The sequence below is a fragment of the Paenibacillus sp. J22P165 genome (assembly GCF_059692015.1).
Genome location: NZ_JCAUAP010000001.1, coordinates 390,812 through 416,108, shown reverse-complemented (window position 1 = coordinate 416,108; position 25,297 = coordinate 390,812). Strand labels below are relative to the sequence as shown.

33 protein-coding genes are annotated in these 25,297 nt (G+C 45.5%); 18 read left to right on the top strand and 15 right to left on the bottom strand.

Going from position 1 to position 25,297, the window contains the following annotated elements; translation table 11 throughout:
• Positions 1-6 precede the first annotated feature (6 nt).
• Together AC58QM_RS01870 and AC58QM_RS01865 are read left to right on the top strand one after the other, a co-directional pair.
• Positions 7-612, top strand: coding sequence for a DUF2087 domain-containing protein (locus AC58QM_RS01870; protein ID WP_497280896.1), 606 nt, complete (start codon positions 7-9; stop codon positions 610-612).
• A 299-nt stretch (positions 613-911) separates the two neighbouring features.
• Positions 912-1,055, top strand: coding sequence for a hypothetical protein (locus tag AC58QM_RS01865; RefSeq protein WP_497280894.1), 144 nt, complete (start codon positions 912-914; stop codon positions 1,053-1,055).
• 166 nt (positions 1,056-1,221) lie between these two features.
• On the opposite strand, the gene AC58QM_RS01860 is transcribed toward AC58QM_RS01865, so the two are convergent.
• Complete coding sequence (locus tag AC58QM_RS01860) at positions 1,222-2,064, bottom strand: AraC family transcriptional regulator (protein WP_497280893.1); 843 nt, start codon at positions 2,062-2,064, stop codon at positions 1,222-1,224.
• Between the two features lie 177 nt (positions 2,065-2,241).
• Here AC58QM_RS01860 and AC58QM_RS01855 point away from each other — a divergent pair, with 177 nt between their 5' ends.
• The 8 genes from AC58QM_RS01855 (at position 2,242) to AC58QM_RS01820 (ending at position 6,049) form a co-directional block, all read left to right on the top strand.
• Entirely contained in the window at positions 2,242-2,343 is a 102-nt protein-coding gene (locus tag AC58QM_RS01855; protein ID WP_310501266.1) for a YjcZ family sporulation protein, read from the top strand.
• A 145-nt stretch (positions 2,344-2,488) separates the two neighbouring features.
• On the top strand, positions 2,489-3,496 hold the full coding sequence (locus AC58QM_RS01850; protein ID WP_497280891.1) for a glycosyltransferase family 2 protein: 1,008 nt from the start codon (positions 2,489-2,491) through the stop codon (positions 3,494-3,496).
• A 4-nt stretch (positions 3,497-3,500) separates the two neighbouring features.
• Positions 3,501-3,947 (top strand): GtrA family protein, encoded by a 447-nt coding sequence (locus AC58QM_RS01845; RefSeq protein ID WP_497280889.1) that lies wholly within the window; start codon positions 3,501-3,503, stop codon positions 3,945-3,947.
• Positions 3,948-3,967: 20 nt separating this feature from the next.
• Complete coding sequence (locus AC58QM_RS01840) at positions 3,968-4,258, top strand: alpha/beta-type small acid-soluble spore protein (protein WP_497280887.1); 291 nt, start codon at positions 3,968-3,970, stop codon at positions 4,256-4,258.
• Between the two features lie 112 nt (positions 4,259-4,370).
• Positions 4,371-4,814, top strand: coding sequence for an Hsp20/alpha crystallin family protein (locus tag AC58QM_RS01835; RefSeq protein ID WP_497280886.1), 444 nt, complete (start codon positions 4,371-4,373; stop codon positions 4,812-4,814).
• Between the two features lie 143 nt (positions 4,815-4,957).
• On the top strand, positions 4,958-5,176 hold the full coding sequence (locus AC58QM_RS01830; RefSeq protein ID WP_497280884.1) for a hypothetical protein: 219 nt from the start codon (positions 4,958-4,960) through the stop codon (positions 5,174-5,176).
• Positions 5,177-5,184: 8 nt separating this feature from the next.
• On the top strand, positions 5,185-5,679 hold the full coding sequence (locus AC58QM_RS01825) for a hypothetical protein (protein WP_497280882.1): 495 nt from the start codon (positions 5,185-5,187) through the stop codon (positions 5,677-5,679).
• A 16-nt stretch (positions 5,680-5,695) separates the two neighbouring features.
• Positions 5,696-6,049, top strand: a complete 354-nt coding sequence (locus tag AC58QM_RS01820; protein WP_497280881.1) for a hypothetical protein — start codon at positions 5,696-5,698, stop codon at positions 6,047-6,049.
• Positions 6,050-6,069: 20 nt separating this feature from the next.
• On the opposite strand, the gene AC58QM_RS01815 is transcribed toward AC58QM_RS01820, so the two are convergent.
• The 4 genes from AC58QM_RS01815 to AC58QM_RS01800 form a co-directional block, all read right to left on the bottom strand.
• Positions 6,070-6,330 carry a hypothetical protein gene (locus tag AC58QM_RS01815; protein ID WP_497280879.1) on the bottom strand — a complete coding sequence of 87 codons (261 nt, stop codon included), beginning with the start codon at positions 6,328-6,330 and terminating at the stop codon, positions 6,070-6,072.
• A 20-nt stretch (positions 6,331-6,350) separates the two neighbouring features.
• A complete protein-coding gene (locus tag AC58QM_RS01810) occupies positions 6,351-6,593 on the bottom strand; it encodes a spore germination protein (RefSeq protein ID WP_436238391.1) in 243 nt (80 codons plus the stop codon).
• Positions 6,594-6,785: 192 nt separating this feature from the next.
• Entirely contained in the window at positions 6,786-7,118 is a 333-nt protein-coding gene (locus AC58QM_RS01805) for a hypothetical protein (protein WP_310501276.1), read from the bottom strand.
• Positions 7,119-7,221: 103 nt separating this feature from the next.
• Complete coding sequence (locus AC58QM_RS01800) at positions 7,222-8,772, bottom strand: FAD-dependent oxidoreductase (protein WP_497280877.1); 1,551 nt, start codon at positions 8,770-8,772, stop codon at positions 7,222-7,224.
• Between the two features lie 167 nt (positions 8,773-8,939).
• Here AC58QM_RS01800 and AC58QM_RS01795 point away from each other — a divergent pair, with 167 nt between their 5' ends.
• Both AC58QM_RS01795 and AC58QM_RS01790 read left to right on the top strand, forming a co-directional pair.
• Complete coding sequence (locus AC58QM_RS01795; RefSeq protein ID WP_497280875.1) at positions 8,940-9,464, top strand: GNAT family N-acetyltransferase; 525 nt, start codon at positions 8,940-8,942, stop codon at positions 9,462-9,464.
• Between the two features lie 26 nt (positions 9,465-9,490).
• Positions 9,491-9,820, top strand: coding sequence for a hypothetical protein (locus tag AC58QM_RS01790; RefSeq protein ID WP_497280873.1), 330 nt, complete (start codon positions 9,491-9,493; stop codon positions 9,818-9,820).
• Positions 9,821-10,303: 483 nt separating this feature from the next.
• On the opposite strand, the gene AC58QM_RS01785 is transcribed toward AC58QM_RS01790, so the two are convergent.
• The 4 genes from AC58QM_RS01785 to AC58QM_RS01770 form a co-directional block, all read right to left on the bottom strand.
• On the bottom strand, positions 10,304-10,528 hold the full coding sequence (locus tag AC58QM_RS01785; protein WP_497280871.1) for a DUF1128 domain-containing protein: 225 nt from the start codon (positions 10,526-10,528) through the stop codon (positions 10,304-10,306).
• Positions 10,529-10,655: 127 nt separating this feature from the next.
• Positions 10,656-11,312, bottom strand: coding sequence for a TetR/AcrR family transcriptional regulator (locus AC58QM_RS01780; protein WP_497280869.1), 657 nt, complete (start codon positions 11,310-11,312; stop codon positions 10,656-10,658).
• A 58-nt stretch (positions 11,313-11,370) separates the two neighbouring features.
• A complete protein-coding gene (locus tag AC58QM_RS01775) occupies positions 11,371-12,012 on the bottom strand; it encodes a YigZ family protein (RefSeq protein ID WP_497280867.1) in 642 nt (213 codons plus the stop codon).
• 165 nt (positions 12,013-12,177) lie between these two features.
• Positions 12,178-13,533, bottom strand: a complete 1,356-nt coding sequence (locus AC58QM_RS01770; RefSeq protein WP_497280865.1) for a glucose-6-phosphate isomerase — start codon at positions 13,531-13,533, stop codon at positions 12,178-12,180.
• A 124-nt stretch (positions 13,534-13,657) separates the two neighbouring features.
• On the opposite strand from AC58QM_RS01770, the gene AC58QM_RS01765 reads away from it, so the two are divergent.
• Positions 13,658-14,944, top strand: a complete 1,287-nt coding sequence (locus tag AC58QM_RS01765) for an NAD(P)-binding domain-containing protein (RefSeq protein ID WP_497280863.1) — start codon at positions 13,658-13,660, stop codon at positions 14,942-14,944.
• A gap of 213 nt (positions 14,945-15,157) precedes the next feature.
• Here the strand turns inward: AC58QM_RS01765 and AC58QM_RS01760 are convergent, their stop codons facing one another.
• Both AC58QM_RS01760 and AC58QM_RS01755 read right to left on the bottom strand, forming a co-directional pair.
• Positions 15,158-15,556: a phage holin family protein gene (locus AC58QM_RS01760; protein ID WP_497280861.1), complete on the bottom strand. Its 399-nt coding sequence runs from the start codon at positions 15,554-15,556 to the stop codon at positions 15,158-15,160.
• Between the two features lie 198 nt (positions 15,557-15,754).
• A complete protein-coding gene (locus AC58QM_RS01755; RefSeq protein ID WP_497280859.1) occupies positions 15,755-16,180 on the bottom strand; it encodes an ArpU family phage packaging/lysis transcriptional regulator in 426 nt (141 codons plus the stop codon).
• Between the two features lie 166 nt (positions 16,181-16,346).
• Between AC58QM_RS01755 and AC58QM_RS01750 the strand changes: the two genes are divergently transcribed.
• The 3 genes from AC58QM_RS01750 (at position 16,347) to AC58QM_RS01740 (ending at position 17,822) form a co-directional block, all read left to right on the top strand.
• Positions 16,347-16,751 carry a helix-turn-helix domain-containing protein gene (locus AC58QM_RS01750; RefSeq protein ID WP_497280857.1) on the top strand — a complete coding sequence of 135 codons (405 nt, stop codon included), beginning with the start codon at positions 16,347-16,349 and terminating at the stop codon, positions 16,749-16,751.
• Positions 16,752-16,930: 179 nt separating this feature from the next.
• Complete coding sequence (locus tag AC58QM_RS01745; RefSeq protein ID WP_497280855.1) at positions 16,931-17,473, top strand: ImmA/IrrE family metallo-endopeptidase; 543 nt, start codon at positions 16,931-16,933, stop codon at positions 17,471-17,473.
• Between the two features lie 31 nt (positions 17,474-17,504).
• A complete protein-coding gene (locus AC58QM_RS01740; protein ID WP_497280853.1) occupies positions 17,505-17,822 on the top strand; it encodes a hypothetical protein in 318 nt (105 codons plus the stop codon).
• 81 nt (positions 17,823-17,903) lie between these two features.
• Here AC58QM_RS01740 and ppnP read toward each other — a convergent pair whose 3' ends face one another.
• Positions 17,904-18,221 carry a pyrimidine/purine nucleoside phosphorylase gene (ppnP, locus tag AC58QM_RS01735; protein WP_310501303.1) on the bottom strand — a complete coding sequence of 106 codons (318 nt, stop codon included), beginning with the start codon at positions 18,219-18,221 and terminating at the stop codon, positions 17,904-17,906.
• Positions 18,222-18,299: 78 nt separating this feature from the next.
• Positions 18,300-20,321, bottom strand: a complete 2,022-nt coding sequence (tkt, locus tag AC58QM_RS01730) for a transketolase (protein WP_497280851.1) — start codon at positions 20,319-20,321, stop codon at positions 18,300-18,302.
• A gap of 184 nt (positions 20,322-20,505) precedes the next feature.
• Between tkt and AC58QM_RS01725 the strand changes: the two genes are divergently transcribed.
• Positions 20,506-21,813 carry a DUF1800 domain-containing protein gene (locus AC58QM_RS01725; protein WP_497280849.1) on the top strand — a complete coding sequence of 436 codons (1,308 nt, stop codon included), beginning with the start codon at positions 20,506-20,508 and terminating at the stop codon, positions 21,811-21,813.
• Positions 21,814-21,833: 20 nt separating this feature from the next.
• Complete coding sequence (locus AC58QM_RS01720) at positions 21,834-22,961, top strand: DUF1501 domain-containing protein (RefSeq protein ID WP_497280847.1); 1,128 nt, start codon at positions 21,834-21,836, stop codon at positions 22,959-22,961.
• A 154-nt stretch (positions 22,962-23,115) separates the two neighbouring features.
• On the opposite strand, the gene purU is transcribed toward AC58QM_RS01720, so the two are convergent.
• Both purU and AC58QM_RS01710 read right to left on the bottom strand, forming a co-directional pair.
• Complete coding sequence (gene purU / locus AC58QM_RS01715; protein WP_497280845.1) at positions 23,116-23,967, bottom strand: formyltetrahydrofolate deformylase; 852 nt, start codon at positions 23,965-23,967, stop codon at positions 23,116-23,118.
• Between the two features lie 83 nt (positions 23,968-24,050).
• Positions 24,051-25,178 carry a deoxyribonuclease IV gene (locus AC58QM_RS01710; RefSeq protein WP_497280843.1) on the bottom strand — a complete coding sequence of 376 codons (1,128 nt, stop codon included), beginning with the start codon at positions 25,176-25,178 and terminating at the stop codon, positions 24,051-24,053.
• Positions 25,179-25,297: the final 119 nt, after the last annotated feature.

Genomic DNA, 25,297 nt, shown 5'->3' with positions numbered 1-25,297 from the left:
TCAGATATGCAACTGGATAAAATCATCACCTACCATAAGGCACTATCCGATGCGACTCGTATACGAATGCTCATTTTGCTTGCGGACGGGGAATCTAATGGGCTAACACTTGCTGAAAAATTAGGCGTGACCCCGGCGACCGTCACACATCACGCTGCCAAACTTCGCGAAGCCAACCTGATTCATGAACGTCGCGACAAAAATACGATCTATTTCACCTTGAATGACGCGTTCATCCACAGTCACGGTCAAGCGACCGCTGATCTTATTTTCAAAAATAAAAAGGAGGTTCCTGCATCCATGGAAATCGCGGACAAAAACTCGAACTTGAAGCAGTCCGTTATACGGAATTTTTTCACGTTAGATGGAAAGCTCAAACACATTCCTTCTCAGCTTAAAAAGAAATTGATTGTTCTCGAACATATGGTTACTGGGCTAGAGAAAGGCCGTTCCTATACCGAGAAAGAGCTAAATGAGCTACTCAAAAACTATCATCCGGATTTTGCAACCCTGCGCCGCGAGTTCATTATGCACCAGTTCATGTTTCGCGAAAAAGAAATCTATGAGTTGAACCCTAGGGAAATGTGGGCAAAGTGGGAAACCTTGTCGTAGGTGGGGCACTCCTACTTACTCCGCTTCACTCATCTGCTTCTCACTCAGTTTAACTGGATAAACTCCAGCTATTTTCAACTGTCCCCGCTGTTTCAGACACATAAATGGAAAAACTCCAGTTAATTTCTCTCAAATCCCTCTTTTACTCGGAAATGATCGAAATTAACTGGAGGAAATACAGGTATTCCGTAAATCCCCCCAAAATCCCCCGATTTAGATGGAGAAAACCCAGTTATTTGCCTCTACGGGGGCTTGGTGGCGGCTGGCTAGGCGCTCAGTAGGTGCTTGGTGGGGGGGTTGTGGGTACTTGGTACGCACTTGCCGGGCACTTGGTCGGGACTTGGTGGACGCTTGGCGGGCAATTAGCGGGTACTTGGTCGGAACTTCGTGGACGCTTATTAGTTTACTTTTTGGTGCCTGTTGGACGCTCACTAGATACTTAGTAGGTATTTGATACTTAGTCAGTTCTTGTTGGACGTTCATTGGTGCTTGGCGGTCGCTTGATGTTCGCTCTATTGATACTTGCAGAGTCTTTGCCAGACGTTCTATGGACGCTCGATGGTACCAAGCCCATGCCTCCTAACACTAGCTAGCCAGCCTGCCCTTTCATCACCGCACCTCTCCCTGCACCACACTAGCATTCTCCCCCGGGCTCACTCCCCTCCCGCTCTCCGTAAGGCGCAAAAGCCACTTTTTATATTCGTTTGGGGTAATCCCAAGGCATCTTTTAAATTCCTTGGAAAAGTGTGCATAATCATAGTAGCCGAACTGCCCCATACAACTAGCGATATCCACCGTCGGATTGAAGAAGATTTGAAGCCGAGCGAGATTAAAGCGTGATACGGCATTTAACCGCTTGGGCGACATGCCGACGAGCTCTGCACAAATGCGCTCAAAGTACCGCTGGGAGTAGCCGCTCTCCGCTACACTGATGGGAACATCCTGCTCCATCGGTGTTCGATATAACTTGGATAAGATATTAATCATAGCGGTATGCTTGGTTTCTGGTAGGAAATGACGGTACAAATAAGCCGTCAATAGCGCAACTCCCTCGTCCAATTCAGCTTCTGCCAGTTGCGCAATTAGCTCGGCAAGCTCATATTCGTGCTCGGGAAATATAGTTGTGAGCGGAAGAAACTTGTCGATCAACGCGCGATGATCCATCTCTTTGAAAGCTCGCAACCCCCACGGCAGCAACCGCACTCCGAATAGACGAATCGGACCCTCCGCTGTAAGCGGGTGATACTGGGAAAGCGTGCCGATAAAAAAAGCCCTCGGCAGAACCTGCCCACCTACGGAATACTCAGCTCCAAAGTGAAAAATCAACTCTTGGCAGCCATCTGGCCACAGGGTTTCTCCCTCTTCCACTGCACTGTAATCTCGCTCCAAATACCAATAACATTTCACATATCGCGCTAATGTCTCATCCGGTTGACGTTCCTCGTAACGCATGCGTTTGATTACCTCCTTTCCTTCATGTTGCCTGCCACTTCATTCCGAATTGTGAACTCTCCGATCTAGTCCCACAAAATGGACACGTTGCCCAATTATTTCTCCGTATACAGGGCATTCATCCATGCACCATCTAGTCAGATCACATATAGTAATCTTGTGAAGGGAGGGATTGACATGAGTTGTGGTTACCCTGCTGGTGGATCAAGCACTGCTGTAGTCCTCGTTCTATACGTCCTCTTAGTTATCGTTCTAGCTACATTCGGGTTTGGTTGGTAAAATAGATTTGGTAATATAGATAAGCATGAGCGGCTGGGACGATGATTTCCGTTCCGGCCGCTTACTTTTTATTGTCCTTTTAGCTATAATTAAAACTTAAGCTAAGATTTGCTTCTATTCTCTATTCAGGACGGAGACGAGTACTGTGTCTAAACCGATTTTGACCATTGTGGTCCCTTGCTACAACGAAGAAGAAGTACTCCCGGAAACTGTTTTTCAACTTAGTGAGGTCTTAGATTCCCTGATAACGGATCAATTGATTGCCCCCAATAGTACGGTTTTGTTTGTCGATGATGGCAGCAAAGATGCAACTTGGTCCTTGATTGAGCGATTCCATCTTGCTCATTCGTTCATAACGGGGCTTAAGCTCGCCAAAAATGCCGGTCATCAAAGTGCTTTACTTGCCGGGCTTCTAAAAGCAAAAGAGTACTCCGACTGCGTCGTTTCCATCGATGCGGATCTCCAAGATGATACATCCGTCATCCGTGAATTTATCAAGAAATTCCACGAGGGCTTTGACATTGTCTACGGTATTCGTCAAGATCGCTCCGCAGATACTTTTTTTAAACGAGCTACCGCCCAAGGCTTCTATAAACTCATGACATCCTTAGGTGTGAAAATACATTACAATCACGCGGATTTCCGCTTAATGAGCAAACGCACGCTTGATAATTTGGAAAAATTCCAAGAAGTTAACTTATTCCTTCGGGGCTTAGTCCCTCTGCTAGGATTTCCCTCCACACAGGTCTATTATGACCGAAAAGAACGATTTGCTGGTGAATCCAAATATCCGCTGCGCAAAATGCTTGCTTTTGCCTTCGATGGCATTACCTCATTCAGCGTAACTCCGATCCGTTTGGTCACCGTGATGGGCTTTATGCTCTTCGCACTTAGCGTAGTTGCTGCTATTTATGCGATTGTAGGCAAACTGCTAGGTGCAAACGTAACGGGCTGGACTTCCCTTGTTCTCTCCGTTTGGTTCATCGGTGGTGTGCAGCTCCTTGCGATCGGCTTGATCGGCGAATACATAGGAAAAATTTATAAAGAAGTGAAGCAGCGTCCCCTATTTGTTATCGAAAAGGAATTAAGGGAGCACATACAAGCTGACGAAACGGTTACTTCACCGATCCAACCTGCTTCTTCAAGGCGGTAATCGGATGACGTCTTTGAAAACCTTCTTAACAGGCAGCTTTGCGCGTTTCTTACTCGTCGGTGTGTTCAATACGCTGGTAGGCTTGTCTATCAGTTTCGTACTTTTTAACTTATTTGATCTCAATTATTGGATATCGACATTTGGCGGCAATACGATCGGTGCTGTGGTGAGTTATCTGCTTAACCGCACGTTTACGTTTCGCTCGAATGCCAGTATTGGCAGCAGTTGGTGGAAGTTTGGCATTGTCATTCTTGTCTGTTACGGATTCTCCTACGGGATCAGCTGGCTGCTTGCTGATGTGCTAGGAGCCTTTCTGACGAATGTCAGTACAGGCTGGCTCCATAATGGCGCCATACTCGTAGGTAATGGATTGTACACGATTGGCAATTATATCGGGCATAAATATTTCACTTTTCGTACTCATGATCCGAAAAGGGGCAGGGCATCCTAACACCTAAGAGGTGATAGACGATGTCACGAAGAAGAAGAAACCGGGCTATGGTGCCCGGATCCGAACATGGCTTAGGGCTACTGAAAGCCCAAGTTATGCAAGATCAAGGATACGCCGTTAATCCAGAACGGCCTGATCTTGTCAAGTATGAGGTTGCGCGCACACTTGGTGTTCCCTTGCAACAAGGCTATAATGGGCAACTGAGCTCAGAAGATGCCGGCAGAGTTGGGGGGCCGATCGGCGGTGCTATGGTCCGTGAGCTTGTGCGCATGGCCCAGCAGCAGCTCGCTAATCAGCGGCCGCCGCAGTAGTCAACATGTCCGATGTCTAGAAGTCAGCCATAATCTGCCGCGTTTGCACATAAACTAGTAGCGAGCTGCTCGCAGCTCTACTTTTAATGGTGAAGTCAGGTGATGATGGCAGATGAATCCTCCAGGCAATCGTTCGTCAAAGCCCGATTGGAAGGGACTGTCGGCGCAAGCTGGCGATGTACTTGGTCCTGATTTCTGGCAGGATATTGCCAGTATTATTCCACTAACCGGACCTAGAATTGATATGTATGAGACATCACAAGAGCTCGTTGTCGTCGCGGAGGTACCCGGATTGTCGTCCCCTGAGAACATCCAGCTATCTTTTCGTGACCAATCACTCTTGATTCGAGGCATGCTCGTTCGGCCTTATCAGGTCAGCGATGAGCAGATGCGGCTGTCCGAGCGTTATTTCGGTACCTTTGAGCGCGCGATCCGCTTGCCTGGCAGGGCCTTGACCGATCAGATGCGAGCGCAGTATCATAATGGATTGCTCATTATTCGCATTCCGCTTGCACCACCCGATGACGAGAAGGTCATCCCGATACAATTTACGTGAGACCACGCTTGATGAAGATTACCGACGCCACTCCTGGGCGTGCACGGTGATCTTTTTGTTTTTGCAAAAAGAGAAATGATTCTGCGTTTGTCCCCATATACATGGAAAGGAGACGCTGAATTAGAGGATTTGGAGGGAATACGATGGTACGGATCCAATTTAAATCCATTCATATCGATGACATATCGGAAAATTCTAGTGTAAATAAAGGCAGTAATCGGATCAGCGGCAGAAGGCATTCTGCCAAAAAGAATCAAGGATTAGGTGAACTCAATGGCGAGCGTAATGTGGTGATAGGTGGGAAACATACGGTACTCGATAATGATAAGTTTGATGTTATACCGAACACACGAAAGAGCTGATCTAACTTATGTGGTTTCAAAAAAAGAAAACATCGCCGCCTCCATCGGTCTCATCTGCTGCCATGCCTAAAACACCGCCGCTTGCGAGATCAGAATCTTCACCCCCTTCCGTACACGCCCAAACCATACACCAATTGGAACAACGGCTGCGAAGGCTTGAAGATCAGCTGGCTGACCTCTCTGCCAAGCACCCACGCATACATATCGATAATCTTCACGTCCATCAGCCTGTTCTCGAAAATTTGACCTTTCGACTCGACCATCTCGATATTAAGGAACTGAGCGGTTCGTTGAATTTAGGAAACAATTTCGGTGCTAAGCCGAATGGGAAAGCGCATGATGATACGGTTGATAAAGCTATCCAACGTACACAAGTGACCAGAGAATCTAAATCAGAGCGATCCACCGACGGTGTATCGCATTCATCAACCGCACCAGAGGGTTCAGGTCCCGAGCGAACCTCGACGGGCTACCGCTATACCCCTCCCCAGTCTAAAGTGTAAAGATGAGGTGATTACCATGTCGTCATTCATGTCTCCAACTTTTATCATCGGTTCGATTCGTATTGGGTCCGTCGAAAGTGCATCCTGCATCAATATGGGAAATAACTGGCCTACTGATTTTCAGAGTAATCAAAAAACAGTTCAAGGCTTCGGCGCTGTCGAAGGCGATCATAACCAATTGGTGGGTACACGTTCGATGCTGAATGATTCCGATTTCCTCGATATGCTCAATGTCGGTGATAATGAAACACCGGAGTGGCTGCAGGAAATGATTACTGTGCAAGCACAGGCGTCTGGCTTCACTACCAACACCGCGGCGACAGCGGCTCCGACAGAAGAAACGACTAAAGCTCCGCCAACGGCCGAATAAGGCTGTCGCGGAGCTTTTTTTCAAACACGACCAATAATCAAATCACCTTTGGTATAAGGCGCATCAATGATATCGTTATCGTAAACCGTATTCACATTGTTCCACACCATATTATGTTCACCGCTCACTTCACCGAGGCCGCTATTGCTTTTACCGCTCGTTGACCAATTCACTTGTGCATTCGTGCCAATGAATATACCAGAAGCATCAGCTATCGAATTGACATGAATCGAGTCAAATTGAATCAATGGTGGATCTAGGGGACCGGGTAGATTCGTCATGGCGTACTACCACCCTTTCCCTAAACTTGATTCGTTATGGCTGGTTTAAAGTCCTGATCATTAATCGGTGCATCAATAAAGTCATTATCATAAATGAAATTGACGATGTTACACGTGACTGAATTGCCGATGAATTCCCCGGTACCGTAATTGTTTTTGCTATGGGAATCCCAGCTGGATTGGGCGTTCTCTCCAATCCCGATCGTTGCATTCGTATTCTGATTATTAATATTGATCATGTTAAACACGATGGAACTCGGCATGCTGCTCACTCCCTGTCCGCGGTTAGTTCCAGAGCTTAACTCCTGGAGTTGGGTCTCTGCCATAAAGCTGTATCATAGCCTATTCAGGGAGCAGCCAATTGGTGCGGTATTTTCATAAGAGGGTATCCGCACAAACAAAAAACTCTCCCCTGAAGGAGAGAGTCTTCCATGCCTATTCGATTTCGATCATCCTCAGAACCAGAGTCCTGGACCACCGAAGCCGCCAAAGCCGCCACCATACGGAAAGCCACCAAAGCCACCGCCAAAGCCGCCACCATAACCTCCAAAGCCACCGCCAAATCCACCATACGCATAAGGTGCAGTGCCAATAGCCAGCAAATCAAATAAAACCAATGGAATAATCGCTTTTACTTGAACTTTTTTGCCATTTTGTGGAGCAACAATCAACGTGTTCCCGCTGATACGCACCAATTTGCCAGTTACTTGTGTACCATCTTTTTTAACAGCCAAAATATCTTTCCCGATCAATTTACGTACTTCTTCTTTACGAATTCTGGATGCCACGAACGTCCACCTCCTTCACCCAACAGAGATACATTGCTCTACAGTGTATGGCTAATGGGGTAACATCGCATGGATAGCTGTCCATTTTTACGTAAAAATACGCTCATGTCTCTACAGTTAGCTTGGTCAATGCCTTCTTGGCGGGTCCTTCGATCACATCCCCTTGGAAGGAATACCTAGAACCGTGACATGGACAGTCCCATGTTCGCTCCGCGTCGTTCCACTCGACTTCACATCCCAAATGGGTACAAGTCGTATCAACAACGTGCAGTTCCCCATTGGGTTCTCTGTAAGCACCAGCTCTCTTGCCTTTCACACGTACGACAGAACCCTCATCTGGCGACAACTCTTCAGGGTGCTTATGCTCTAAATCAAACTTCCCAGCAACAAAATGCTTCGCCACGTTGGCATTCTGCATGATAAATGTTTTGACGCTAGGATCCGCATGGAATCGATGCGGGGTAAACACATCTTCATAGGGACTTTGCTCCCCTAGAATTATTTTCGTATTCAGCAACGCAGCCACCATGCTGTTCGTCATCCCCCATTTGCGATAACCCGTCGCCATCAAGAGATGAGGAGCATCAGAAAATTGCTGCCCAATATAGGGCATTTTATCTAACGTGAACACATCCTGCGCTGACCAACGGTACAGGATCTCCCGCAGTCCGAAGGTATCCTCTCCAAATTTCTGTAGATTCTCATAATACTGATGGGTGCACAGCCCTTGCCCCGTCTTATGTCCCTCCCCGCCAATCAGGACCGCAGGTTCTCCCTGTATGGTGACAGCACGGAGAGACCGAGAAGGTTGCTCGACGTTTAAATACATCCCTCCGGGGTAAGCCTGCTTAGTACGTGCAGCAATGACGTATGACTTCTCTGCATGCAGACGAGTAAAGTAAGCGCCTCTGATGTCGTTAAATGGGTAGTGCGAGGCGGTGACAACGTAATTACAAGTGACCTGGTGGCCTTGCTTTGTTTTGACAATGGATGGCTGCTCATGAGAGGCACCGACAACCGGTGTTCCTTCATAAATGTGACCGCCAAGCCGCACGATTTCCTGGATAAGTCGAATCAGGTAAGGCACAGGATTAAACCTGGCCTGATCTTTTAGCCTAATTGCTGCTTTTGTTTTGAACGGCAACGGGGTTGATTCCAGATAGTCGCCGCCTATTTTCAGCTGTCCATATGCCAGGTACTCATCTTGTAATTGCTGTAAATACGCATCATCACATGTATACAGATACGCGTCATCTTCGGTAAATTGACACTCGATGCCTAGTTCATCAACCGTTTTCTTGATGAGCATCAGCGCTTCGTGATTCGCTTCGTAATAAAGACGAGTCTTCTCCTCGCCAAAATGGGCAAGAAACTCATGATAAATAAGTCCATGCTGCGTGGTAACTTTAGCCGTGGTATGTCCTGTCGTTCCTTCAAGGATAGGTCCTGCATTGAGCAAAATGACCTTTACGCCTTGTTTCGCGAGTAAATAAGCCGTGGTGATTCCGGTAATCCCTGCACCAATAACGGCGACATCGGTTTTTAGATCGGTTGTGAGGCTAGGAAATTGCGGGATCTTGTCCACAGAGTCGAGCCAGAATGATTGGGGAAATTGAGGTAAAGCGGCATTTGAAGCCTCTCCATGTTGCGTCAATTTACACGTTCTCCTTTTGTACCATTTTCTACCTATTTTGTCCTTGTCGTTGTGATAGTATGTATGAGAGTAGATACTTCTTAACCTTGATACGGAACGTATGTTCTATTACAATGAAGATACCAGCGAAATTTTCTGAGTTTACTACCGCAGATCGGAGTGAGATCATGTCAGAGAAAATGAACGCTTCACCAGTTATTATCGTGCCTTGGTCCGAATCGGATTTCGAACTCCTTCGACTTTGCAATGCTCCTGAGATGATGGAGCATCTTGGAGGCCCGGAAACGGAAGAGCAGCTTCGCGCTCGCCACAACCGGTATCTTACCCTCAGCGAAAGAGAAAAAGGGCATATGTTTAGTATCGTTATGCTGCCTAATCATGAAACCGTAGGTAGTATTGGATACTGGGATAGCCACTGGCAAGGAGAAAATGTCTACGAAATCGGTTGGAGTGTACTTCCTACCTTCCAAGGGCGAGGAATAGCGAGCAGCTCCTTGCAGGCAGCTATTTCTCATGTGAACGCGGGGGCTAAATATCGATGGATGCATGCGTTTCCTTCCATTCACAATCCTGCTTCGAATGCGGTGTGTCGCAAGCTTAACTTTACCCTTAGGTCTGAGTGTGAATTCGAGTACCCACCAGGGCATTTTATGCAATGTAATGATTGGTGTTTAGAGCTTGCAGGTAGTTAATTAGGAGGTTTGGAGGTAGTCCTAGGATGAAAAGTTCAATATCTTTCCTCGGCATTTGTGCTTCATTGGGAAGTATGCTGCTTTGCTGTTGGTTCCTTTTTTGGAATCCCTACTCCGAAGTAGTAGCTAGCAGAGATACTATGCTCATCCTACTCGTGATGTTAATTGCACCTGCTGGACTCGCGTTGATCGGTTCCTTTTTAAGGAATAGGAAGTTGCTAATTGTCGCTTTTATCTGGTCACTTCCCTATGGACTCTATCTAACACTAGCGAGCTTACCGAGCTTCTGGAATTTATTCGGCGTGGTGCTTCTATTGTACCTAGTAGCAGCTTTGCGAATGAAACCACGACCATAGTGTCGATGTAAATGATAAGTAGCCTAAGTAGGACTCACTCAGGTGGGTGCTGTGTGGGGCTGTTTTTTTAGTTAGGAATTAACTGGATTTCATACAGCTAATTTCGTGGGAATCAGCGGTTTGGAACGATTAACTGGATTATATACAGCTAATTTTGTGCAAAGTGGTCCATTGGGCGAAATTTAATCAATTTAGCGGGAGAAAATCCAGTTATTTTCGCAAACGCAGGGATTTGGCATGAATTAGATGTAGAAAATCCAGTTATTTGATTTGGAGGGGAAATTGAGGGGGGCAGGGTTGGGGTTGCGGGGTGCGGGTTGCGGGGTGCGGGGTGCGGGTTGCGAGTTGGAGGCTGGGGGTTCGGGCGTTCGGGCGTTCGGAGGCGGGAGCGGGCCACAGCCGAAAGCAGCAAAAAAGCCGCCCCTCCGACACAACGTCAGAAACAGCGGCTTACTAATTTGGCTTAGGATAATGACCAACCCATTAGGCTTTGCGAATTTTTCCAAGCTCGGTCGTGATCGCATCAATCTCGCTAATGCTGAAACGATCCTTACTTGCAACCATATCATAGAGATCCTTCAGGTCCTCGTAGACTTCTTCTTTGACATTGGAGGCTTTGATAGATCCCCCAGTCGCCATGCGCAGCTTTTTCTTAATTTCCTCAAACATAAATTCAACGTTCTCTTCCGACCATATCGTTAAATCCATCGTATATGCTCATCCTTCCTCGGTATCTTGTCATCATTTTAAAGCACAGAGGGGGTAATGTAAAATACAGATTGCCCCAATAAGCAAAAAGAAGCACAGACAGATCGTCTCGCTTCCTTAATTTCTTCTATATAACGTTGGATTTCCGTACGTTTTGTCCAATCATTTTGACGAGCGGACGCTGAACTTCTACGGAATCCACATCCAAGCTGACACAGATCAGTCTGATATGCTCATCAGCCAATTTGCGTGCTTCCTCATAAGAAAGTTTGAACTGAATGCAATAAGAGATAAAGCCATGTAAGGACATAAATAAATTCCACGGAAGCGTGTACTTGCGGCTCTCTGCTCCTGGCTGATCTTTCAAGACTTCACGAATGACAATCGCAAACATATCCAAACACTGAGCTTGTTCGGTACGCGAGTACTGCTGCAGTTCTGGCTCGTTAATCATAAACATCATTTCGTAATGATTCGGGTTGCTTAATCCAAACCAGACGAATTCCATCATTAACTTTTGAAGCAAATTCACGCTAAACCCATGCTCACGAACGATCATTTCCTTCTGACGCTGCAGAAGTGAGGCGAAATCGTCTTTAATTAGTGCATAAAATAATTCTGCTTTCTCATTAAAATGGTAATATAACGCCCCATGACTGTACCCCATTGCTTTAGCAATGCTTCGCATCGTTAAAGCGCGATAGCCGAAAGTAGCGAATAATTCCCGCGCCTCCGTAAGAATTCGTTCTCTGCTAAGCTCTTGCGCGACTGCTTTCCTAGCCATTCCTATCCCTCCGCATCCTCAGCTCATATGAAATTTTGTTTAGATTCTGGGAGCCTGCCTATTCAGGCAAGCTCTCATGAACGATGTACTCGTTCTCACCAGCGATGATCATGCTTTGACCTTGTGTGACATCAGTTGCCCAATTCATAAATGCTTCCGCTTTAGCAGCTAAAGGATAACAAGGCACGGTCACTTTGTCCGTAAACCCGATGTCCCCAAGCAGCATCCCTTGATTTCTCAGTTCATTTTCCAGCTTGCCATACCATGTATAATCGACTTCAATCAGCACGAGCTGATGATTTACTTTATAAATCGGCTTGCCTGCTTCTATGCCTGCCACAGCCCCATCCGCATAAGCGCGAATAAGTCCGCCAGCACCTAACATGATGCCACCAAAATAACGAGTAACTACGACAACGGTATTCTTGAGCCCTTGATGCTTCATCACTTCCAGAATCGGCTTCCCTGCTGTTCCGCTAGGTTCTCCATCATCGGATTGCTTCTGGATTTGATCCCGCTCACCAATGACATACGCACTGCAATTATGCGTCGCCGACCTGTGTTCCTTTTTGATCGCTTCAATAAACTGGATTGCTTCTTCTTCTGAATCTACGGGTTTAGCATGACCGATGAAACGTGACTTCTTGATGATAATCTCAGACGAACCATACGAATGGATTGTTTTATAATGTGCTAGCATAGCCAACCTTTCTCGGTAGAAGGAAACAACTGTTTCACTATATTCTACACACATGCCTCGACTTCGACAATATGGAAAGAAAATTTACCATCTAAATAATGGAAAAAGAGGTGCAAAAAAACGACCTATCCGATAGGATTGATCGTTTTTCGTTTTTACCACGCATTATTGCTCTAGACGAGCTTCAAGTTCCGCTTTTTCTTTTTCATAACCAGGCTTGCCCAAGAGAGCAAACATGTTCTTTTTATACGCTTCAACACCCGGTTGATCGAATGGATTCACACCCATCAAGTAACCGCTGATGCCGCATGCTTTTTCAAAGAAGTAGACCATGTATCCGAACGAGTAAGGCGTCATATCCGGCAAAGTCACGATCAGATTCGGCACTTGACCGTCTGTGTGCGCAAGCATCGTGCCTTGGAAAGCCTTTTTGTTCACGAAATCCATCGTTTTACCGCTTAGGAAGTTCAAACCGTCCAGATCATCTGCGTCTGTACCGATCGTGATATGATCCGCCACTTGGTCAACTTGGATAACCGTTTCGAACAAAATGCGATTGCCATCTTGAACGAATTGCCCCATGGAGTGAAGATCTGTCGAGAAGTCTACAGATGCAGGATAAATCCCTTTGTAATCCTTCCCTTCGCTCTCCCCGAACAATTGCTTCCACCACTCCGAAACGAAGTGCAAGGATGGCTCATAGTTCACAAGGATCTCAATCGTTTTCCCTTTACGATACAGGGAGTTACGAACTGCTGCGTATTGGTAAGCTTGATTCTCACTAAGCTTCGGATTGGAGAATTCTTGCTGTGCATCTGCTGCACCTTTCATGATCGCTTCAACGTCAATACCGGCTGTTGCAATAGGAAGCAAACCAACCGCTGTAAGCACAGAATAACGTCCACCCACATCATCTGGAATAACGAAAGTCTCGTATCCTTCTGCCGTTGCGAGTGTTTTGAGCGCGCCTTTCTCTTGATCCGTTGTTGCATAAATCCGTTTACGAGCTGCTTCTTTACCATATTTCTTCTCCAATAGTTCGCGGAAAATACGGAAAGCAATCGCAGGTTCAGTAGTCGTACCGGACTTGGAAATTACATTCACGGAGAAATCCTTGCCTTCAAGCAATTGAAGTAAGTGCGTAACATATGTCGAAGAGATATTATTACCTACGAAATAAATCTCAGGCGTTTTACGTTTATCTTTTGGCAAAATGTTATAAAAAGAATGAGACAACATTTCTAGCGCCGCGCGTGCACCTAGATAAGAGCCGCCAATACCGATTACAACAAGTGCCTCGGAATCCGATTGAATTTGCTTCGCGGATGCTTGAATACGAGCAAACTCTTCACGATTGTAGTTCTCAGGAAGATCCACCCAGCCCAAATAATCTGAGCCAGCACCTGTTTTGTTATGTAGTTGATTGTGGGCTAATTCCACTTGAGCCGCCAAGTAATCGACCTCATGTTGGGATAAAAAGGATAATGCTTTGCTGTAATCAAATTGTAGTTTTTTACTCAATAGGTTCGCCTCCATCTCTATTTTTTACCTTTTCCTAGCATACTTATTTGCTTGTCCAAAAGCAAGTGAGAAAGGAATTCACAGGTATTAATTCCCATGCTAAAATGAAGTCAGAGGTGAGGACATGAAACGTATCGGCTTTATTGGACTTGGCACAATGGGTAAGCCCATGGCTGCTAACCTTATTCAAAAAGGGTTTATGGTAACTGTGTATAATCGAACTGCTGGCAAAGTGGACGAGCTTGAGCAAATGGGGGCTGAAGTTGCCCTTACTGCTGCGGAAGTCGCTCGCCATTCAGATGTGCTATTCACGATGCTTAGCAATGATGCTGCGCTGCTTGAGACATTTTACAGTGAACAGGGCATTCTGAGCGGTATTCACCCTGCACTCACGATTATTGACTCCAGCACGGTATCTCCTCAAACAAGTCAAAAGCTCGCAGAAGAGCTCGCTGCACACTTCGTCGACTTCCTCGATGCGCCTGTGACAGGTACGAAGCCTGCTGCTGAAGCAGGTACGCTTACGTTCATGGTCGGCGGCAGTAAAGAAGTGTTCGAGGAGCAGCTCGAATTGTTCCACGCACTTGGCAGCAAAGCACTTTACTTAGGCCCAAGTGGTTCTGGTTCTTATGCGAAGCTCGCGCACAATACGATGGTCGGTATTAACCTAGCAGGGCTTGCTGAAGGCATGTCCATTGCAACAAAAGCTGGGATTCACCCTGGCCAATTTTTAGAAATCGTCCGCTCCGGCGGAGCCAATAGCAAACAAGTTGAGCTCAAAGGCGAGAAAATTCTCGATCGCGATTTTAGCAATCAATTCTCTTTGAAGCTGATGCTGAAGGATTTGCTCCTCGCGCAAGAAATCACCAGTAAATTTCAGTTGCCAACACCCATGCTGCAATCTGCGACTAATCTATTCCAAATCGGCCTAAGCAAGGGCTTAGGAGAAGAAGATCTTAGCGCTGTTATTAAGTGCTACGAGGAATGGATGGGACAAGCTGTTGTTAAGCCTAGTGCGCCTGTTGCTGCGGAACCAGTGAAAGCCGCTTCTCCGCTCTCTGGTCGCGAACGTCGCAAGAATACACGCGTGCAGCTGGATATTAACTTGAAATTGTCCATCTATCAATGGGAGCAAGAGGGTTCTTTCTCCGGGCAAAACATCGATGGCACTCTCTTCGATCTATCCGAAAGCGGATTACAGATCACAACGAATGTTCTGCTTGCCCCCGATATGTTCGTCGTTATCCATTTCCCACAGGAAGCTGGATTACCGCCGATCACGGGTCGTGTCATTCGCATCGTAACCGAAGGACGCAGCTTCCGCTACGGATGCATGCTCTCAGGACTGCCGCCATACGTACGGATTAAGTTGGAGCAGTATATTGAAGATCATATTGCGAGTGCGGTGTAAGACGTACTCATAAGAAAAGAACACGGTCTCCTCCTTAGATGGAGTCGGTGTTCTTTTTTTAATTTATACTGCAATCGAATCGTTCACATCTGCCCTGACACTTTACGAAGCTCATTGGCTAGCCGATGAAACTCTTCCCTAGCTTCGATATCCTCCGTGCTTGTCCATGCTGCAGACAAAAAGGTAATAATTTTTTTGGCATCTTCTGGGCTCTCATAGCCCTTCCCCCTTGCTTCGCAAAATCTGAATCAATTGCTTTACAATGAGCGGAAGTGGCAGACCAAATCGTCTGTAATTTTCAGTGATAGATATTAACTCATTCGCTAAGTAAAAGTAAATCGCCCCTATCATTATTAGGTCAATACCCATGAGGATATCCATACGATGCGCTAGCATAATAACAAGCAGCATCAGTCCTTTGCGCGCAAGTCTCCAAAAGCTATCTTGGCTGATAAGACCCTTTTGACCTTTTATTGCCACAGCAATACCTGCGACGTAATCGACGAGCATCACCATGATGAGAAGACCTGTGAGCTCGCACCAACCTCCGAAAGTGTACATTACAATGGCTTCGAGTGTGTCCGATATTAGGTTAAATCCGCTTTGGTTCATATGTTATTCTTTCCTCCTATTTTTGTTTTGAAATTCAAAACATTTTTTTCTTTTCAAAAACATATTTTCACTCCTTACACCTCCGCCGCAACGGTTTCTTGTTCCTCTTGTCGGCATTATCACCTCCCTTACTTGGCTACACAACGATCATAACATGCCATATTCTAGGTGAACTGCCAATAAACGGCCAACTCTCAGTCACCCTTGTTGTAACTTCACTTCCAACCGCAGCATGTACGCTAGCTTCTCGATCGCTCTATTCTTCATCCGCCGATACGTACGCTCACTCAAACTAAGCTCATGAAACAACAGAAAATCGAACATCCTGTCCCTTTTTAAATAACGTTCCCGAATAATTCCCTGCTCTTGCTCGTCTAGCCGAGATATGGCCTGCTCCACTTCCTCACATATGCCTCTCATGTGTTCATCTGTTCCCGCCTGGTAAGGAGCTGTGTGCTCCGCCACTTTGAACCATTGATTCCTAGCGGAAATAGCTTCATTTCCTTTTCGTAAATCCCCCATCGCTCGATACATACGCACGGCTTCAAGCACACTTTCCACCCTTTTGCGGGTTGCTCGGCGATCAATCTGTTCTTGCTTTATATTCAAAATACGTTCTAGCATCTCTTGATCATCTCCTAAAATTTGTTTGTTTTGTAATTATAAACACATCATACGTTGTCTTGTTTAAAATTTCAACACAAAAAGTTTTGATATTCAAAACTTTTTAGTGATCTCCCCTTGTTTTTTGTACCGCTCACCATTTACAATAGAATCAGGTGATCAAACGATGAAAGATATGGTGCAATTCGGCATCCGAATCCGGGATCTGCGAAAGATGAATAATTATTCCCTCAGAGAGCTTGGCGAACGGTCCGGTGTTAGTTATTCATTTATTAACTCCATAGAAAATAACCGCTTCAATCCCTCAAGGGAAACGGTTATTGCCTTAGCCGATGCGCTTCGTATAGCTGAGAAGGACGAGCTTCTGTTGCTTGCTGGATTTGCTCCAACGGAAGAGGAGTCACTCGATGGCTTATCTGGAGACGGTCTTGACGAAGTCGATGACCCTGATGTGAGCTTATTTTTTAAAGACTTCAAAAATGCCCCTAAAGAGCGCCGCGACGAGATGCTTCGTTTCTGGAACTTCATCAAAGAACAGCAACAGAACCGAACACCTGACAGCAAGCAGTAATTCATAAAGCCAAGCCCTTATGGGCTTTTCTTTAGCCCTAATAAGCGAACATATATTCTATTCCATTGAAAAAAGCGAGGTGTATTCACCTGTTCACTCATTACCAACCAACCTCTCTTGAACAGTGGGTAGAGGCTTTATATAATCAACTTGATATTACATCACCAGCTCAACTCAGTATGACAAATTTGGCTGCCAAGCTGCATATTTGGGTTTATACGATGGATATGAACAGTATGGCTATCGAAAAAGATGGACTATTCAGCATCAATGTAGACCGCCGCTTATCCGTCAAAGAACAGTGGGAGGACTTCCTGCATGAACTTTGTCATGTGCTTCGCCACTCCGGCAACCAAATGGTTATGCCTGATCGCTATGTCGATTGGCAAGAGCAGGATGCCTCCTCATTTCAGCTCTACGCGGCTATTCCGATGTCCATGCTGAAGAAACTTTCACTGCCCGAGCAAAAAAGTGAAATCGTCGCCTTTCTAGCTGAAGAATTTCAGGTTACCTATCGTCTTGCCAATGAGCGGATCGAACAAATCCAACGGCGCGTCCTGCAAGGGATTCTGGATTATGAATACCAACAGTTTACTCAGAGTCAAGTGAGGACGTACGATTCAGCCAACTGGTCCGATGCCACCCGCGCCATCATGAACAAATTGGAACATTTAAAGCAAAAAGGGGAAATGGCCCATCGTCAAACTAGCCGTCTTTTATGACTTTCATGAAGAGCACATACAACCACTCATTATGGCGCTTCGGTTTCGGCCTAACGAACTTGATTTTAGTAAGTCCACCCTTTACATACCGATCAATGCTCCTTTTCAGCAACTTCATATCGAAGAAATCCCCGAACTAGAAGCTGGAATCACCGTGCTGCTAGAGGACCTTGTCGTCAATCCTGCACGTCCTGCTTCTTTCGGCATCAGCCTCTCTAGCATCAAGCAACGACATACGCTCCTATTCCAGGATCACCCTGAGATCCAGCAGTTATGGGTTCGTATGACCGACATCGAAGAGGTGTTGCAGATGGATATTCGGTCCCTATATAGCTGGACTTCTAAATGAAAAAAACCATACATCCATTGAACATAACGTTCAATTCCGATGTATGGTTTTTCGCTTCAAAGCGTTCGACTCGCCGTGTAATTACTCAGCGATATACGAACAGATATAATCGCTCACTGTTTTCACTTCGAGCTTGAATTTCGTGTTCGCTGGCACGGTGAATTCACCTTGGCCATTGATCGTAATCCACTCTGTGCTGCCTGGAAGCAATACGTTCAGCTCACCAGCTTGGATTTCCATGATTTCTTTCGTGTCTGTTCCGAATTCATATTCACCTGGAAGCAAGATGCCTAGTGTTTTCTTCGTGCCGTCTGCGAATTGCACAGTGCGGCTTGTTACTTTTCCATCGAAATAAACATTGGCTTTCGTAAGTACAGTTACATTTTCAAAGCTAGACATGATTAAAAGTTCCCCCTCTAAAATGGCTATGAATAAATGCAAGCCGAGGCCCAGATGAACTGAGCCCCAGCTAATTAATTAACCCAACAATGCTTTCACGCGTACTGCAACATTCTCAGGTGAGAAGCCGTATTCTCTAAGAACCGTATCTCCTGGCGCGGATGCTCCGAAAGTGGAGATTCCAAGGATTGAACCCTCGTCGCCTGTGTAACGCTCCCAACCAAGTGGGTACGCCATCTCAACAGCAAGACGTTTCTTCACGCCTGGCAGGATAACGGAATCTTTGTATTCTTTGGATTGTTTTTCGAACAATTCCAAGCTCGGCAGGCTGACAACGCGAACGTTGATGCCTTCAGCTTGCAGCAATTTTTGCGCCGCGACAGCTAGTTGTACTTCAGAACCTGTTGCTAGGATTTGTGCATCTGGTTGACCGTTTGCAGCGTCGGATACCACGTATCCGCCTTTGCGCAGGTTCGCTTTTGCTCCTTCAACCGTACCTGGAAGGATTGGCAAGTTTTGACGAGTCAAGACAAGCGCAACTGGACCTTTGGATTCCGAGATCGCATAGCGCCAAGCTTCGGATGTCTCGTTACCATCAGCAGGACGGATAACTGTGATGCCTGGAATTACGCGAAGTGCCGGAAGTTGTTCGATCGGCTCATGCGTCGGCCCATCTTCACCAACAGCGATACTATCATGCGTTAGCACGTAGATCACTGGCAATTGCATCAAAGCTGCAAGACGGATGGATGCGCGTAGGTAGTCGGAGAATACAAAGAAAGTTGCTCCGTACACTTTTACCCCACCGTGAAGAGCCATACCGTTCATTGCTGTACCCATACCAAACTCACGAACACCGAACCATACATTGCGTCCAGCATAGTTGCTAGCGCTGTAGTTGGATTCGCCTTTGATCATTGTGTTATTAGAGCTCGCTAGATCCGCGGAGCCACCAATCAATTGTGGCAATTTGCCTGCAACGGCATTGATTGCATTACCAGAAGCAACACGCGTAGCCATAGGCTTGTCTTCTGTCGTGTATGTAGGAAGATCAGCATCCCAACCAGCTGGAAGCTCACCATTCACAGCAGCGCTGAATTGGTTGCCAAGCTCTGGGTAAGCTTTGATGTACTCGTTCAAAAGGTTGCTCCAAGCTTCTTCAGCTGCAGTACCTTCTTTTTGAATTTCTGCATAGTGTGCGCGAACTTCGTCCGGAACATAGAAATCCGGCTCTTCCGGCCAGCCGTATGCTTGTTTCGTTAATTTTACTTCGTCGCCGCCAAGTGGGGATCCGTGAGGTCCAACGTGACCACCTTTACCGCCTTTGTTCGGGGAACCGAAACCGATTGTCGTTTTCACTTCAATCAATGTAGGACGAGTTGTATCAGCTTTCGCTTCAGCAATCGCCTTGGAGATCGCAGCAAGGTCATTCTGCTCTTCAACGCGAATAACTTGCCAGCCGTAAGCTTCGAAACGTGCTTGCACGTTTTCAGAGAACGCCATATTTAATTCGCCATCCAGCGAAATATCGTTGGAATCATACATCATGATCAATTTGCCCAATTTCAAATGAGCAGCAAGGGAAACGGCTTCAGAGGAAACGCCCTCCATCATATCGCCATCGCCGCAAATTGCGTACGTGTAGTGATCGATAACTGGGAAGTTTTCTTTGTTGTACGTTTCTCTCAAGTGAGCTTCAGCCATCGCCATACCGACTGCCATACCCACACCTTGTCCAAGTGGACCCGTTGTAGCGTCTACACCAGCTGTGTGACCGTACTCTGGGTGACCAGGCGTTTTGCTTCCCCATTGGCGGAAGTTCTTGATCTCTTCCATTGGCAGATCATATCCGCACAAGTGAAGCAAGCTGTATAGAAGCATGGAACCGTGTCCAGCAGATAGAACGAAACGGTCACGGTTGACCCATTTAGGATTTGAAGGATTGTGTTTCATATGCTGTTTCCACAGCACGTAAGCCATTGGAGCAGCTCCCATAACCATACCTGGGTGGCCGGATTTTGCTTTCTCAACCGCGTCGATACCGAGTGTACGGATCGTGTCCACGGCTAATTGTTCAATTGTTTTCGTTGATGCAGTCATTCGAAGATTCCCTCCATTGTTTCTGTATTTTCATCAATCTCTAACTTGTACATACAAGTGACATTTGTCGCTTGCATTATTGTACCATTTGCTTTAAGGCAATGCCACAATAACTCATTAAAACGTCATTTTTTTCACATAATCCGACTATATATAGTAATAGGATTGGGACAAGAGGTGAGAAATGGCAAAGAATTGGACCGAGAGAGAAATCATCCATTTGTTTAATCGGGCTGCCTTTGGAGCGAGTGATGAAGACATTGCGGCGAGCTTGGCCTTGGGTAGGGAAGAGTCGGTGAGGCGATTGGTGAATGGGGTGCCTATAACGGGTAAAATGGTAAAGATTGAGGCGATAGAAAAAATTCATATAGAAGGCCGCTACCTAAATTCAGATCATTTTGAGGATCAGCAGCTCTATTGGATATATAGAATGATTAAGGGTAGCACACCTTTAGTAGAGAGAATGACACTCTTTTGGCATAATCACTTCGCAACCTCTATTCGCAAAGTAGACGATCTAAAGAAGATGATCGTTCAGAATGATCTTTTGTGCAGCAAAGCACTTGGACCCTTTCAAGATTTACTAGTTGCAATCGGTAGAGATCCTGCCATGATGATATGGCTTGATATCGGTGAGAATCGAAAGGATAGTCCAAATGAGAATTATGCACGCGAGGTTATGGAATTATTCACGCTAGGGAGGGGTAATTATAGCGAACAAGATGTGAAAGAAGCTGCGAGAGCTTTTACTGGTTGGCGATATATGTATGAAACTAAAGATTTTATTTTCGATCCCAAACAGCATGACAATCAAATAAAAACGTTGCTTGGTGAGACAGGAAATATGAATGATCAGAAAGTAATTGAAGTCTTACTCACACAACCCGCCCTATATAACTTCATAGCTCTAAAATTATTGCATGCTTTCGCTACAACCACCCCTTCGGCTGCTTGGATCAAAAGAATCGCCTCTCGTTTCGCACAAACGAAACAAATTAAAGATGCCTTATATGAGATCTTTATTTCCGATGAATTTTATACCGATGCCAGTTATATGTCACTTATTAAATCGCCCGTAGACCTTGTTGTCGGATTAGCTAGAACACTCTCACTGCCACCATCTGAACTCCTACTCGAGGCTTTGGAACGAATGGGGCAAAGACTATTCATGCCTCCTAATGTTTCAGGTTGGCCAGGAAACAACTCTTGGTTGCTCTCGAACCTTTTACTTACCCGATTCCAATTTGCTGAAAAAGTATCCTTTCTAGTTTCTTCAGACTGGTTCAACCTCGATTTGTACAAGTCAACACCAAAATTACTTATCGAAGAAAGACTGAGACTTTGGAGCAAGAAACTTAGAATTGGCTATTTGAATAGCAGTACTATTCAAGGTCTATCCTCTTATGCACAAGACAGTCCCTCACTAACCGATTCGGTAAATCGCCAACTACTTCTAATTATGCTATTATGCCCTGAAAATCAGGTCAAATAAGGAGGCGTTGTCAAGCGTTTATGAAAATGACAAGAAGAGAGTTTCTTAAAAAGAGTACAGCACTCATTGCTACCCTTAGTTTTGGCGGGACTCTACTGGCTTCAGAGAAAGGGCGAGCTCTGTTAACAGGACATGCCAAATTTAAGTATCAGAGTAAATCTCCTGTTCTTGTTGTTGTACAACTTTCAGGCGGAAACGATGGCATCAATACCCTTATCCCCTATGGTTCGGGAGTATATTATGACAAACGCCCTACCCTTGGATATAGACAAAAAGAAGTACTTCCGATTAATCATCAGCTTGGACTTCATCCAAGCCTTTCACATATGCACAACTCTTTTCTTGATGGTAACCTTGCCATTATTCAAGCAGATAGTTATCCGAAACCCGATTACTCGCATTTCCGTTCAATGGATATCTGGCAAACGGCTCTACCCGAAGAGTACTCAGAAAGTGGTTGGCTTGGTCGTTATATCGCTTCATCCTTACCTAAGCAGCCCATGCCCGCTATTCAAATTGGCGGTTATACACAAAAGGTCTTCAACACGCCAGGAATTAACATTCCAACAATAGAATCTATTGAAAATTTTTATCCATTTTCCTCTACAATTACTGCAAATGATCAGCAACGAATGACACAATTGCTTAAAAATTTATATCAGAAACAACCGAATCAAGTAACGCTTCGTGTTTCAGCAACTTATGCATCTGCCGCTTTTCAAAACGCTGAAATCATTCAATCTATGGCATCTTCGACTTATACTAGCAAGGTAAATTATCCACAAACCGGATTTTCCAATAACCTACAAATTGCTGCCAAGCTGATTGCAGCTAAGTCAGATACCCGCGTCTATTACACAGAACTGGATGGTTTTGACGATCATGCGAATGAACGTGAGCAACATGCCAAAATGTTAGATACGTTGGATAAAGGACTCCATGCATTTTACTCTGATTTAAAAGGGCTACGACTGCAACACGATGTTGTTACCCTTATTTTTTCTGAATTTGGCCGTCGTGTGAGAGAAAATGCCAGTGGTGGAACTGATCATGGAACGGCAGCTCCAGTTTTTGTAATGGGAGGGCAAGTAAATGGCGGTTTGTACGGTTCTTCACCAAGCTTAAATATTCTAGATGCGACGATTTAAAATACGAGATTGACTTCCGCTCGGTGTACTATACATTAATCGAGGATTGGCTGCGTGGAGATGCCAAAGCGGTTTTAGGAAAAAGATATGAAAACCTAGGGTTTATATGAAAATGGGAACAAAAAAACTGCGTCCGATGTGGACGCAGTTTTCTTTAGTTAAAAACAACCGTCTTATTATTGTGAACGATAATCCGATCCTCGACGTGCCAAGCAACGGCTCGTGCCAATACGATACGCTCAATATGACGACCGATTCTTTTCAAATCCTCGACATTATCTCGGTGACTTACCCGCTGAACATCCTGTTCAATAATCGGTCCAGCGTCTAGCTCGTCCGTCACATAATGCGCTGTCGCACCAATAATTTTGACTCCGCGGTTATGCGCTTGTGCATAAGGCTTACCGCCTACAAAAGCAGGTAAGAAGGAGTGGTGAATATTGATGATGCGATTTGCGTAATTTTGGATAAATGAAGGGGAAACAATCTGCATATAGCGAGCAAGCACGATCGCATCGACGCCATCTCCGATGACTTCAAGTTGACGCTGTTCAGCCTCTGCTTTCGTAGCCGCGGTAACCGGAATATGGTGAAACGGGATTCCGAAAGGCTCAACAAGTGATCGCATATCATTGTGGTTACTGATTACCATGGCGATGTCCGCGTTTAGATCGCCAGCACGCCAATGCCATAACAATTCGAGCAAGGCATGGTCTTCCTTCGAGACGAAGATCGCAATCCGTTTCTTCTGACTAGCCAGCGACAGACTCCAGTCCATCTTGAATTTATCAGCAACAACTGAGAAATCAGCTCTTAACTTCTCCACACGAGTTGCCAACTCTGTTAAATCGAACTCAATTCGGATGAAAAACATGCCGCCTTCTGGATCCATCGTGTACTGATCCGATTGCACAATATTTGCACCATATTCAAATAGAAATTGTGATACGGCTGCTACAATTCCTGGCTGGTCCGGGCAAGAAATTAGCATTCTTGCTCTATTCATCAATTCGCTCTCCCGGCGATTTGTGCTATTCGTGGTTCCCGCTTCCATCTGTATCCCCCTAGCGATATCTGTCTCTATGAAGCTTAGGCTTTCTTCAAGATGTCATTTCCAGCAAGCCAGACAATCAATCGTTGATTAATTTGTTCTTCACTAAGATCAGCGAAAAGGCGTTCCTCATGAAGAATATCATATAAGCGCTCCAATGGCTCGCGTCCATCCGCTTTCTTCGCTTTTGCATCATTTTTAAGCAGTTCCCATGTTTTAATTACGAAATCGCGGTAGTGAATATCTTTTTTGTTCATCAAAAAGTCAATTCGCTCCACTTGATCCAGGAACTCGCCGCCAAAACGGCCACTTAGGTTACCGGAAAGCAACGCAATTTCCGCTTCGTACATCGGACGCTGTGTTTTGTCTTCTTTTCCAATCCAAGGTGTTTCTAGAATCATCGGCAAATGTTGCAGCTTCTCATGGTTAGCAATATTGTTCATTGCTTCAAAACCAATCCATCCTGATCCTAGCGGTGCGTGACGATCCTTGCTTGCGCCGCGTGGATTCTTACTGTCGTTCAAGTGAATAACGCCTAATTTCTCTAGCCCAATCGTACGATCAAAATGGTGCAGAACACCATCCAAATCATTCACGATATCATAGCCAGCATCATGAATATGACAAGTGTCCATACAAACAGTCAGTTTATTGTTGAACTCTACACGTTCCATGATTTCTGCGATTTCTTCAAAGCTGCGACCGATTTCGGTCCCTTTGCCAGCCATCGTTTCCAAGGCAATGTTAACGTTCGTATCTTTGACCCCAGCGAGCACTTCATTCAAGCCATCAGCAATTCTAGCGATCCCATAGTCCGCATCCTTATCCGTATAAGCACCAGGATGAAGCACGATATTGCGAACGCCGATGTAATCCGTCCGACGAATTTCTTCTTGAAGGAAACGTACGGCAAGCTCGAAAGTATCTTCCTTATAAGAACCCAAGTTGATAATGTAAGGTGCATGAACGACGATTTCATTCATCGCATGCTTGTCCATCACAGCTTTGCCTTCTTCAATATACTGTTCTTCAATCGGTTTACGGCGCGTATTTTGCGGTGCGCCCGTGTATATCATAAACGTGGATGATCCGTAGGAAACGGCTTCTTCTGCTGCATTTAATAAGCCTTTATCTGAGAACGAAACGTGTGATCCAATTTTCGGCATAGTCCATAACTCCTTTATTAGTAGCTGCTACCCTCCTATTTTACTCGTATTGTCGCAAGAAATCTAGAAATAAGGTATAATTCTTACTATCTATTTGAAGCAAATTAGTGAGGTGACAA